This window comes from Streptomyces sp. NPDC048606 (assembly GCF_040650855.1).
In the GTDB taxonomy this organism is placed as follows: Bacteria; Actinomycetota; Actinomycetes; order Streptomycetales; family Streptomycetaceae; genus Streptomyces.
This window is the reverse complement of record NZ_JBEZIB010000003.1, coordinates 127,442-139,062: the sequence shown is the minus strand read 5'-3', so window position 1 is coordinate 139,062 and position 11,621 is coordinate 127,442. Positions and strand designations below refer to the sequence as shown.

At 71.2% G+C, this 11,621-nt stretch carries 10 protein-coding genes and 2 tRNA genes; 1 reads left to right on the top strand and 11 read right to left on the bottom strand.

Annotated elements, in window-relative coordinates:
• Window positions 1–16 precede the first annotated feature (16 nt).
• From AB0D01_RS04735 to AB0D01_RS04705, 7 genes are all read right to left on the bottom strand, one after another.
• Window positions 17–1,423: a hypothetical protein gene (locus AB0D01_RS04735; protein WP_363053558.1), complete on the bottom strand. Its 1,407-nt coding sequence runs from the start codon at window positions 1,421–1,423 to the stop codon at window positions 17–19.
• Window positions 1,420–2,160, bottom strand: coding sequence for a hypothetical protein (locus tag AB0D01_RS04730; RefSeq protein WP_363053557.1), 741 nt, complete (start codon window positions 2,158–2,160; stop codon window positions 1,420–1,422). Before AB0D01_RS04730 ends, AB0D01_RS04735 begins: the two co-directional genes overlap by 4 nt.
• 204 nt (window positions 2,161–2,364) lie before the next feature.
• Window positions 2,365–3,381 (bottom strand): amino acid--tRNA ligase-related protein, encoded by a 1,017-nt coding sequence (locus AB0D01_RS04725; RefSeq protein ID WP_363053556.1) that lies wholly within the window; start codon window positions 3,379–3,381, stop codon window positions 2,365–2,367.
• A gap of 273 nt (window positions 3,382–3,654) precedes the next feature.
• On the bottom strand, window positions 3,655–4,707 hold the full coding sequence (locus AB0D01_RS04720; protein ID WP_363053555.1) for a branched-chain amino acid aminotransferase: 1,053 nt from the start codon (window positions 4,705–4,707) through the stop codon (window positions 3,655–3,657).
• A complete protein-coding gene (locus AB0D01_RS04715) occupies window positions 4,704–5,951 on the bottom strand; it encodes an ATP-grasp domain-containing protein (protein WP_363053554.1) in 1,248 nt (415 codons plus the stop codon). The genes AB0D01_RS04720 and AB0D01_RS04715 overlap by 4 nt, the downstream gene beginning before the upstream one ends.
• 51 nt (window positions 5,952–6,002) lie before the next feature.
• On the bottom strand, window positions 6,003–6,149 hold the full coding sequence (locus AB0D01_RS04710) for a hypothetical protein (protein WP_363053553.1): 147 nt from the start codon (window positions 6,147–6,149) through the stop codon (window positions 6,003–6,005).
• A 381-nt stretch (window positions 6,150–6,530) separates the two neighbouring features.
• A tRNA-Ala gene (locus AB0D01_RS04705) sits at window positions 6,531–6,603 on the bottom strand.
• A 161-nt stretch (window positions 6,604–6,764) separates the two neighbouring features.
• Here AB0D01_RS04705 and AB0D01_RS04700 point away from each other — a divergent pair.
• Entirely contained in the window at window positions 6,765–7,313 is a 549-nt protein-coding gene (locus AB0D01_RS04700; protein WP_363053552.1) for a DNA-binding protein, read from the top strand.
• A 513-nt stretch (window positions 7,314–7,826) separates the two neighbouring features.
• Here AB0D01_RS04700 and AB0D01_RS04695 read toward each other — a convergent pair.
• The 4 genes from AB0D01_RS04695 to gyrA all read right to left on the bottom strand — a co-directional run bounded on the left by AB0D01_RS04695 (window position 7,827) and on the right by gyrA (window position 11,583).
• Window positions 7,827–7,961 (bottom strand): DLW-39 family protein, encoded by a 135-nt coding sequence (locus AB0D01_RS04695; protein WP_208809277.1) that lies wholly within the window; start codon window positions 7,959–7,961, stop codon window positions 7,827–7,829.
• Window positions 7,962–8,106: 145 nt separating this feature from the next.
• A tRNA-Ile gene (locus AB0D01_RS04690) sits at window positions 8,107–8,180 on the bottom strand.
• 83 nt (window positions 8,181–8,263) lie between these two features.
• On the bottom strand, window positions 8,264–8,968 hold the full coding sequence (locus tag AB0D01_RS04685) for a DUF3566 domain-containing protein (RefSeq protein WP_363053551.1): 705 nt from the start codon (window positions 8,966–8,968) through the stop codon (window positions 8,264–8,266).
• Window positions 8,969–8,970: 2 nt separating this feature from the next.
• The gene (gene gyrA / locus AB0D01_RS04680) at window positions 8,971–11,583 is read right to left on the bottom strand and encodes a DNA gyrase subunit A (protein ID WP_363053550.1); all 2,613 of its coding nucleotides are present in this window, start codon (window positions 11,581–11,583) and stop codon (window positions 8,971–8,973) included.
• Between the last annotated feature and the right edge of the window lie 38 nt (window positions 11,584–11,621).

Below are 11,621 nucleotides of genomic sequence, written 5' to 3'. Positions count from 1 at the left end.
TCTCTGTCTCCTGGCGTCACTTCTCGCCGCGGAACTTGCGTCCCAGCAGCACCGACGAGCCGGTCGGGCGGGCGCAGTGCGCGCAGGGGCGGGCGGGAGCGGCGGCCGCGTCGCACACGGCACCGTTCTCACCGGTGGGCCGGCCGATCACGTCGAGGGCCTGGTGTCCGAGCGCCGCGCGGACGCAGTCGTCCGCCGCGCACAGCGGGACCCGGGCCGCGCCCGGCAGCGCCGCCGCCGCCCGCGACGACGGGAACCCGTCGAGGTCGGCGATCCGGGCCCGGTGCTCCGCGGCCCGGTCCCACACCAGGCGCTCCCCGAGCTCGCGCAGCCGTACGTCGACCAGCGCGGCCACCCCGTCGGGCCGGACGGACTCGCCCTGCCCGGCGTCGCGGCCCAGCAGCAGCTCCCCGCCCCGCTCGGGCCCCTCCACCGTGAGCAGGAGCGGCGCCCCGTGGCTGCGCGCCCGCCCGACCCTGGCCCGGTAGCCCCGGTGGTCGTCGAAGACCCGCGCCCGGATCCCGGCCCCCTCCAGCAGGGCGGCCAGCTCGGCGGCCCGCCCGGCGCCCTCGGTGACGGCGGGTACGACGGCCACCTGCACGGGAGCGATCGAGGGGTGGTACACCGGCCGGTCCGGCTCGGAGTGCGCGTGCACCAGCAGCGCCAGCACGAGGCGGGCGGAGAAACCGAAGTTGAGCATCGACAGCGCGACCCCGTCGGCGTCGCGCACGCCGAAGGTCTCGCTGAAGCGGGTGCCGAGCTCGTAGACGGAGGTGAGCGTGGTCGAGGTGCCGTCGGGCAGCAGCGTGACCAGCTCGTGGCGGCGATCGGCGTAGGCACCGGCCGCGCCGGGCTCCTTGAGGCGTTCGACGGCGACCGTGGGCAGCCCGAACGAGGCCGCGACGGCGCCCGGCCCGTGCAGCATGAACGCCACCTCGGCGTCCCCGTCGCCGGTGAAGGCGGCCTGCGCCTCGAAGAACGGCCACACGAACCGCTCCATCCACAGCGGCCGCATTCCGTGGCCCTCGTGGCGGCCGACCGTGCGCACCGAGGTGACCCGGAAGGGGGCCCGGCGGCCCTCGCGCAGCCAGGCGGCCATCACGGTGGAGATCTGCGCCTCGATGGTGGAGGCGAGGGCGACGGGCTCGTCCCGCCCGTCGGGGTCGCGCAGCAGGTAGACGCGGTCCAGGAAGCTCTTGATCGAGCCGGCCTGGAGTTCCAGGGAGGCCAACGGCACCGCCGAGGGCAGCCCCAGTTCCCCGTACCCGCCGGAGGCGAAGTGGGCGCGGAAGGCGTCGAGGACGTTCGAGCAGAGCGCGTGGCCGTGCGGGAGCCAGCCGCTGGCCCCGGAGACCGGGTACTTGGCGTTGATGATGTGGGAACGCTGGAGTGCGGCGGCGTCCCCGGCCCAGGCGGTGCTCACCGGGCGTCCTCCGTCCCGCGCAGCAGCGCGAACTGGGCGATGTGGAAGAAGGAGACGGCCAGCGGCCGGAGCCGGTTGTCCGCGTCCATGTAGCAGGCGCCGTAGCGCTTGGCGGCCTCGGCGGGCAGCTCCTGGAGCGAGGCGGTGACCCGCCCCTCGTGCCGCCAGACCGACGCCCCGTCACCCTGGAGCGCCCAGGGTTCGGCGGCCGGCTCGGCGGGGACGTCCAGCTCCCGCAGCAGGTCGGTGATCAACGGGACGAGGTCCACGGGGCGTTCCTCGGGCTGCGCCAGCAGTCCGTCCGCGCACACGAGGTCCTCCGCGTCGGGGCCCGCGCCCGCCACGGGGGCGACGGCGGGGCCGCCCGTCCAGTAGCCCACCGGCAGTTCCCGCCAGCTGAAGCGCTGCTTGGCGATGAGCGGCAGCCCGCGCAGGCACAGACCCGCCGTCGGGTACCAGCCCTTGGGGCGTTCGGAGTCGTGGGTGGTCAGCGCGGTACGGCGCAGGTCGGGCCGCAGCAGGGCCTCCACGGGCGACACCAGCACCGGGGGCACCAGCACCGGCAGGTGGGTCCGCCGTACGGCCACCGCCTCCAGCCGGCGTTCGACGAGCCGCTGCGATTCCCGCAACCGCTCCAGCGCCGCGCCTTCGAGGATGTAGTGGCCCGCGGGGGCGTACTCACGCCGGACCAGCGCGGTCTCGGCCGTCGCCGTGGGGGCGCCGGTGTGCAAGGGCATGGTGTGTCCAGTGGGTCGGATGTGGCGAGGGTGGAAGCCGCAGAAGCCGCAGAAGCCGGAGGACCCGGAGAAGCCGGGCAGGCAGAGCGGGCAGCGCAGGCCGAACAGGCGGCGCGGGCAGCGCGGGCAGCGCGGGCGGCGCGGGCGGGGAAGGAGCCGGTGACGGCTCGCCGGGCCCCGGGGGACGGGACCCGGCGATGAGCGTCACGGGGTCACGGTGACCCCGTTCAGGCGCGGCGCCAGCTGGAGCTCGCGGATGTCCTTCTGCTGGAGCACCCACATCAGCCAGCGCTCGATGCCGAGACCGAAACCGGAGGTGTGCTGCGGGGTCGCGTCCTTCATGCGGACGTACCAGTCGTAGTCCTCCTCCGGCACCTGGTGGTGGGCCAGCGCCTTGCGGGCCTGCTCGCCGTCCACGTGGCGCTCGCCGCAGCCGACCGTCTCGCCGATGCCGAACAGCAGGTCGCCGTTGAGGGCGGTACGGCCCTCGGCGTCCCCGTAGGCCTGGTAGAAGGGCACCGACAGGTGGTCGTAGTGCGTGACCCACAGGATGGGGCTGATCTCCGCCATCAGGCGGCGCTCGCCGTGGCGGGTCAGGGTGCGCCAGCCGCCGTGGTCCTCGACCGCGTCCGCGTCGTCGCCCAGGTGCGCCACGGCCTCCTCGAAGGTGATGCGCGGGAAGGAGCCCAGCGCGGCCATCTGCTCCAGGTGCTCCGTCGTGCCCGCGATGGCGCGGACGTCGTCGGCGTAGCGGTCCAGGACGGCCTTGGCGAGGGCGCGCATGTAGTCGTCGACGGCCGCGATGCACGCGTCGAGCCCGCCCGGGAGCTCGGCCTCGCTGTGGAAGAACTGGTTCAGGTGGGTCTCGTCGCAGTCCTCGCCGCGGAAGCTCGGCATCAGGTACCAGCTGCCCGTCGGGCTCAGCCGGCAGCCGTACTCCAGCATGAACTGCATCGAGTCGGCGAGGAAGGTGCGCTGGCCGAAGAGGTCGATCTCGACGGGCAGCGAGTCACTGCCCAGGCCCATCGGGCTGGAGATGCTGTTGGTCGTGATCGGCAGGTGGACCGACTTGACCCCGCGCTCGCTCCAGAAGACGGCCGTCTGCACCGTCACGAGGTCCTGGAGGTCCACCAGCGTGCGGTACAGCGGCTGGTCGACGATCTCCAGGAAGCGGTCGGCGGACGGACGCCAGCCGCCGTGCGTGTACGTGGGCGTAGCCAATGTTTTCCCCTTTGGAAGTGGCGCGGTGCGCGCCCGAGGCAGAAGCAGGCCGGCGCCGGCGGGAGTCGAGACCTCACCGCGGCAATTCCCCCGGGCCTGCTGGGATTCGGTGGTTCCATCCTGTCCGGTACGGCCCGCGGATTCAGCACTTTCCGCCGGCACGAGGATGCCTGGCATTCTCCTGCCCGGCCCTTCCGAAAGCGGGCACGCGAAAAGGCCGTTGCCACCGGAGGAATCCGGTGACAACGGCCTTTCCACCGCATGTGGAAGCGGCTAGACGGAATGCATCCATCCGAAACGGTCGGGGCCGTGCCCGTACTGGATCGCGGCCAATTCGTCCCGCAGTCGGGTGGTGACGGAACCCGGCAGACCGTCGCCGATCACCTGCCGCCCCCCGGCGGCGGTGACCGCGCCGATCGGCACCACCGAGGCGGCGGTACCGCAGGCGAAGGCCTCCTCGAACGGTCCGTCCGGCGCGGTGAGTTCGGCGAGCTCCACCCTGCGCTGCACGGTACGGATGCCGAGGGAGGCGGCCAGCTCGATGAGGCTGCCCCGGGTGTTGCCCGCCAGGATCGTGCCGGACAGCTCCGGCGTGACCAGCAGCGGCGCCCCCGCCCCGTCGCGCGTGACGGCGAAGAAGTTCATCGCGCCGAGTTCCTCGACCCAGCGGTGCTCCTGCGCGTCCAGCCACAGCACCTCGTGGCAACCGTTCGCCAACGCCTGCGCCTTGGCCGACAGGCTCGCCGCGTAGTTGCCGGCGCACTTGGCGGCGCCCGTACCGCCCGGGGCGGCCCGGATCTGGTCCGGCGGACACCACACGTCGATGGCCTGGTAGCCGTCGGCGAAGAAGTAGTCCACGGGCGAGGCGATCACCGCGAAGAGGTACTCCGACGCGGGCCGCACCCCCAGGCTCGGCTCCACCGCGATCATGAAGGGCCGCAGGTACAGGCTCTGGCCCGGACCGGTCGGCACCTCCGCCGCGTCCGCCCGCACCAGCCGCTCACAGGCCTCGGTGAACAGCTCCACCGGCAGCTCCGGCATCGCCAGGCGCGCCGCGCTGCGGTTGAGGCGCTCGGCGTTGACCCCCGGCCGGAACAACGCCGGGGCGCCGCCCGGGCGCGGGTACGCCTTGAGCCCCTCGAAGATCGCCTGCCCGTAGTGCAGCGCCATCGCGGCCGGCGACAGCTCCAGCGCGCGGTGCTCCACCAGCTCCGACGGAGTCCAACCCGAGCCCTGCGACCAGCGGGAGAGGACCATGTGCGCGGTGAAACGCGCCCCGAAGCCCAGCTTCGCCACCGTCGCCGGCGCCTCCGCGACGGCCGTCACTCCCCGCCGCCCATCTCGTACAGCGGCAGCAGCGCGGCCTCCAGCTCGGCGGCCCGCTCCCGGAACTGCTCCTCGCTGTCGGCGCCGATCACCAGCAGCAGGCACCACACGGAGGGGTGCAGCTCACCGATGCCGAAGCCGACCGAGCGCGACCTGATCACGTCCAGGACGTACGGGAAGGCCTTGACCTCCTCGTCGGTGGGGTCGCGCAGGATCGTCCCCGCCTCGGCCGGGGCCAGGTTGATCCAACCCACGTACGGGTACGGCGGCTCCTGGAGCTTCAGCGGCTCGCGCCCGGCGCCCATGATGGCCTCGACCCACAGCCGGCGCAGGTCCGCGCCCAGCGGCCCGAAGCTCTCGGGGATGGCCCCGCCGGCGAACCGGGTGGCGATCTCGGAGAACCACAGCCGGCCGTCGGCGCGGCGGAAGAGCTCCAGGTGCGTGATGTCGTCGGTGATGTCGAACGCCGCGTTGATCCGCTCGTGCAGCTCCTCGACCTCCGCGTACAGCGCGGCCTCGCGCTCGCGCGGCAGCAGGATCGAGCCGTTGTCCCGACCCGGCGTCTCCACCAGCATGCGCGGCCTCAGGTAGCGGCTGACGCCCAGGATCTGCGCCTTGCCGTCCTCCCAGACGGCGTCGACGTGGTACTCGTCGCCGTCGATCGGCTCCTCCGCGAGCAGGAACTGCGCGACGGTCTCGCGACCCGCCCGGCGCAGGAGCGCGGCCAGCTCCTCGGCCCCCTCCACCTTGCCGGTGTCGACCGAGCCGAGGCCCGCGGCCGGCTTCACGATGACCGGGAAGCCCAGCTCCTCCTCCACCCGGCGCACCGAGCCCTCGACGTCCGCCGTGGACAGGGACACGTAGCGGGCGCAGGCGATCCCGGACAGCGCGGCGCGCTCCTTCATGGCCCGCTTGTCGCGCATCAGGACGGACTTCTCGATCGCCGGCTGCGGCAGACCGAGCAGGGTGGCCAGGTAGGCGGCGCTGAACTGGCTGAACTCGGAGAGGCTCAGCACCCGGTCGATCTTGACCCCGGTGGAGCGGATCTCCACGGCGAGCTGCGCCATCTCGTCGAGCGCGTCGAAGCTGCGGATCACGTAGTGACGGTCCACGCGGGCGATCAGCTCCGGGTCGATCGCCCGGTTGGCCGCCTCCCATTCGTCGAAGACCAGGGTCACGGACGCCCCCCGGTCGAGCAGCTCTTCGAGGGTCACCCGGTCCCACCGGCACACCAAGACGTTCATTTCACTCCAACCCGGCCGTTCTGTCTGTTATTTGCTCTCCAAGGAGATGCGTCAGTCCCAGTTGAGGCTTTCCGAGGCGTTGGCGACCGGCGCCGGAGCGGCCGCGGTTTCCCCTGCGGCGTTCGCGGCGGTGGTGCCCAGCGCCACGACGGCGACGGCAGCGGAAAGGGCGGCGGCAACGCGGATCAGAAACTTCATTTCGACTCCCCCGTGGAACTGGTTTCTCTGGCTGCGGGGTTCCGGTGTGAATTCGGCCCCGCCGCACTCGAAATACTGCGCGGTAGGCCCGCGCCGCTCCAAGGGATGTGCCTGGCAGGTTGCTGTCTGGCCGCGAGGTGCCTTGGTCACCGACCCCCGGCCCCGCGCCCCCGCCCCGGCCGACGGACCACGCAGGACGCGCACCGGACGCCGGCCACCGGACGCCCGGCGACCCGACCCACCCCGTACGCGCACCCCCGCGCCCACCCGCGCGACCGCGCTCCGCCCGACGCCCGCCCCACGCCCCGTACCGGCTCGGCGCGGAGCGCGAAAAAAGACCCTCCGGACCGCGTTTTCGCAGGTCAGGAGGGTCTTGAAAAGTGGAGCCTAGGAGATTCGAACTCCTGACATCTGCCTTGCAAAGGCAGCGCTCTACCAACTGAGCTAAGGCCCCGAGCAACCGGACAGGACCCCTCCCCACAGGGGAGTGACCGTTCCGCAGGACAGAGTACCCGGTGTACCCCCTCATCCCGCAAAATGATAGGGACTCCCCCTCCGCGACCACGCTCCGTAAGATGCTCGCGAGGTTCGCACCAGCGAAGGGGAGTAGCAAGAGTGGACGCAGTACAGCAGGAGGCCACGGCCAGAGCCCGTGAGCTTCAGCGCAGTTGGTACGGGGAGCCGCTGGGCGCGCTGTTCCGACGACTCATAGACGACCTCGGGCTGAACCAGGCCCGCCTCGCCGCCGTCCTCGGACTCTCGGCACCGATGCTGTCCCAGCTGATGAGCGGACAGCGGGCCAAGATCGGCAACCCGGCCGTGGTGCAGCGGGTCCAGGCGCTCCAGGACCTGGCCGGTCAGGTCGCGGCCGGCAGCGTCAGCGCCGCCGAGGCCGCCGACCGGATGGACGAGATCAAGAACACCCAGGGGGGCTCCGTCCTCAGCAACAACGGCCAGGGCGGAACCGGTTCCGGCGCGCCCACCGTCAAGCGGGTCGTCCGGGAGATCCAGTCGCTGCTGCGCTCGGTCGCCGCGGCCGGCGACATCATCGACGCGGCGGACACCCTCGCCGCCGGCCATCCGGAACTGGCCGAGTTCCTCCGGGTGTACGGCGCGGGTCGTACCGCCGAAGCGGTGGCCCACTACGAGGCCCACCAGAACTGACACGGGGGCGGGCACGGCGGGGGCCGAGGTCCTCGCCGGCCGGCGCGGGCGCCGTGCGAGGGGCCCGGCCCCGTCATCGGGGCGCCGGGCACTCCGTACCGGGCAACCGCGCCGCTCCGCACCGGACTTCGGCGTCGACCCGTACGCCGTCGGACCCGTCGCCCCGTACCCGCCGCAGGGGCGGACCCGCCGCCCCGGAAGACGCCCCCGCGCCCCCGCGCCCCCGCGGGACGCCGTGGCGCACCCGCTCCGGCCCCGGGACACCCAGACCCGCCCCAAGGCCGCCACAGGGGCGCGGGGAGCCCTTACCGGGGCGAACGGCGCCCACCGGACCGGTGCGACATCCCCGCGACCCGGTACGGCGACCGCCGCGCACGAGCCGCACGCGATGCCTTCGGCACCCGAATTCGCTGGTGCAACCCAACTCTTCGCATAACGGAACTTGTCGTCACGGGGCAGCACGAAGCCCCGGCCGCAGCGGCGACCGGGGCTCCATGAGATCAATCGTGGGTCTCACACACCGGAACCAGAGGGCACGGAGTCGGTTGCCTCCGTCCACAGGTCCTGCTCGGCGCGATCCGCCTGGATCTGGCGGTACACGAGGAGCCCGCCGATGGCGGCCAGTGCGACCAGGAGCAGCTTCTTCACCGCGCGACCTCGTCTTTCGTTGACGTTGGGGACTTCTGGCGGCCAACAATACACACCGACCGATACCGATCGGTTACCTGGGAACCCCCCGAGCGGCCCAACGCGAAGACCCCCAGGCCCGTGGGCCTGGGGGTCTTCGACACTGTGGGGCTAACAGGATTTGAACCTGTGGCCTCATCCTTATCAGGGATGCGCTCTAACCAACTGAGCTATAGCCCCATCCGCGCTGCGCGCTGACTCCTGAAGATTAGCGCACAGACGCGGTCGAGCCAAAATCGCTTCCCGCGGGGCGTCCCCGCAGGTCACTCGTCCTCGGCGAGCGTGAGCTCCACACCGCCCACGAATCCCGCCGACAGGTTGTAGATGAACGAGCCCAGCGTCGCGAGCGCGGTCATCAGGACGACGTCGATGACCGCGATCACCGACGTGAAGATCAGGACGCGCGGCAGCGACAGGAACGACTGGAGGTCGAACCCGTTGCTCTCGTTCGAACCGGTGGCCTCGCTGATCGTGCCGCCCACCGTCGAGAAGATGCCCATGGCGTCCATGACCATCCACAGCACCGCGGCGGCGACGATCGTGCACAGGCCCAGCGCGATCGACAGCAGGAAGCTGACCTTCATCACCGACCACGGGTCGGCCTTGGCCACCCGCAGCCGCGCCTTGCGCGTCCTGGGGGCCGTACGGACGCCCGTACGGGCCGTCCGCTGCGCACCCGGCCCCTTGGGGGCCGTGTAGGCCTGCGGGGGCTGGTAGGGCTGTGCGGCCCGCTCCTGACCACCACCGGCGGCGGCGGTCGTCGTGGTGCCCGCGGCAGCGGCGGCGGGCGCCGCGGCCTCCGGCTGCTTCGACTTGGACTTCGACTTGTCCGTCGCCGGCGCCTGCGCCTGGGACTTGGGCTTCGGTTCTCGGGTGTCCGTCACGGTTCCCCCCTGGGAGTCCGCGGCGGGGCCACGGGCACCGTTCGCTCCAGTCTTGGCCGGTCCGGCGCCCGTGGCTCCACTCACGCTTACTCCTCGTGCTCCCCTGCCGAGGACTCCGTGCCCTCGGCTGCCTCGGCGGCCTGTCCTTCGGCTGCCCCGGCCTCGATCCCTGACTCGATCTCGTCGGCCTCGTCAGCTTCCTGACCGGCCTCGGCGTTACGAGCGATGCCGACCACGGCATCGCGCTTGCCCAGGTTGATCAGCTGGACGCCCATGGTGTCACGGCCGGTCTCCCTGACTTCGTTGACGCGCGTACGGATCACACCACCGCTGAGCGTGATGGCGAGAATCTCGTCCGTCTCGTCGACCACCAGCGCGCCGACGAGCGACCCGCGGTCCTCCACGATCTTGGCGGCCTTGATGCCCAGACCACCACGTCCCTGGACGCGGTACTCGTCCACGGCCGTCCGCTTGGCGTAACCACCGTCCGTCGCGGTGAAGACGAAAGTACCCGGCCTCACCACGCTCATGGAAAGCAGCTCGTCCCCTTCGCGGAAACTCATGCCCTTCACGCCCGAGGTGGCGCGTCCCATCGGACGCAGCGCGTCGTCGGTCGCCGTGAAGCGGATCGACTGCGCCTTCTTGCTGATGAGCAGCAGGTCGTCCTCGGCCGACACCAACTCGGCGCCGATCAGCTCGTCGTCGCCGCCCGCCTCGGTCTCCCGGAGGTTGATGGCGATCACGCCACCCGATCGGGGCGAGTCGTAGTCCTTGAGCGCCGTCTTCTTCACCAGGCCGCCCTTGGTGGCCAGGATCAGGTAGGGCGCCGCCTCGTAGTCGCGGATGGCGAGGATCTGCGCGATCTTCTCGTCCGGCTGGAAGGCCAGCAGGTTCGCGACGTGCTGCCCGCGGGCGTCGCGACCGGCGTCCGGCAGCTCGTAGGCCTTGGAACGGTAGACGCGGCCCTTGTTCGTGAAGAACAGCAGCCAGTGGTGGGTCGTGGACACGAAGAAGTGGTCGACGAGGTCGTCCTGCTTCAGCTTCGTGCCGCGCACGCCCTTGCCGCCGCGCTTCTGCGAACGGTAGTCCTCGGTCTTGGTCCGCTTGACGTAGCCGCCGTGCGTGATCGTGACGACGATGTCCTCTTCGGCGATCAGGTCCTCCATGGACATGTCGCCGTCGAAGGGCACCAGCTTGGAACGCCGGTCGTCGCCGTACTTCTCGACGATCGCCGCCAGTTCCTCGCTGACGATCGAGCGCTGCTTCTCCGGCGAGGCCAGGATCGCGTTGTACTCGTTGATCTTCGCCTGGAGCTCGTCGTGCTCGGCGACGATCTTCTGCCGCTCCAGGGCCGCCAGGCGCCGCAGCTGCATCTCCAGGATCGCGTTGGCCTGGATCTCGTCGATCTCCAGGAGGCCCATGAGGCCCTCGCGCGCGATCTCGACGGTGTTGCTGCGCCGGATGAGGGCGATGACCTCGTCGATGGCGTCCAGGGCCTTCAGCAGGCCGCGCAGGATGTGCGCCCGCTCCTCGGCCTTGCGCAGACGGAACCTGGTCCGCCGGACGATGACCTCGATCTGGTGCTGCACCCAGTGGCGGATGAACGCGTCGATCGACAGGGTGCGCGGCACCCCGTCCACCAGCGCCAGCATGTTCGCGCCGAAGTTCGTCTGGAGGTCGGTGTGCTTGTAGAGGTTGTTCAGCACGACCTTGGCGACGGCGTCGCGCTTGAGCACGATCACCAGGCGCTGACCGGTGCGCGAGGAGGTCTCGTCACGGACGTCGGCGATGCCGCCGATCTTCCCGTCCTTCACCAGGTCGGCGATCTTCTGCGCCAGGTTGTCCGGGTTGGTCTGGTACGGGAGTTCCGTGACCACCAGGCACTGGCGGTTCTGGATCTCCTCGACCTCGACCACGGCGCGCATCGTGATGGAGCCGCGACCGGTGCGGTACGCCTCCTCGATGCCCTTGCGGCCCACGACCAGGGCGCCGGTCGGGAAGTCCGGGCCCTTGATGCGCTCCAGGAGCGCGTCCAGCAGCTCCTCGTGCGAGGCCTCCGGGTGCTCCAGCGCCCACTGGGCGCCGGCCGCGACCTCGCGCAGGTTGTGCGGCGGGATGTTGGTCGCCATGCCGACCGCGATGCCGGCGGAGCCGTTGATCAGCAGGTTCGGGAAGCGCGCCGGCAGGACCGTCGGCTCCTGGTTGCGGCCGTCGTAGTTGTCCGTGAAGTCGACGGTCTCCTCGTCGATGTCCCGGAGCATCTCCATGGCCAGCGGCATGAGCTTGCACTCGGTGTAGCGCATCGCGGCCGCCGGGTCGTTGCCCGGGGAGCCGAAGTTGCCGTTGGAGTCCACCAGCGGCATGCGCATCGACCACGGCTGGGCCAGACGGACCAGCGCGTCGTAGATGGAGCTGTCGCCGTGCGGGTGGTACGTGCCCATGACGTCACCGACGACGCGGGCGCACTTGTAGAAGCCCTTCTCGGGCCGGTAGCCGCCGTCGTACATCGCGTACAGCACACGACGGTGGACGGGCTTGAGGCCGTCCCGTACGTCGGGCAGCGCGCGCGAGACGATGACGGACATCGCGTAGTCGAGGTAGGAGCGCTGCATCTCCGTCTCGAGCCCGACGGGCTCGATGCGCAGCACGGGCTGCTCCTCCGCGGGATTCTCTGCGGTGGGGGTGGTTTCGTCGGCCATTGCCGGTCAGAAGTCCTTTCGGGCGGTCAGCGTCGGGC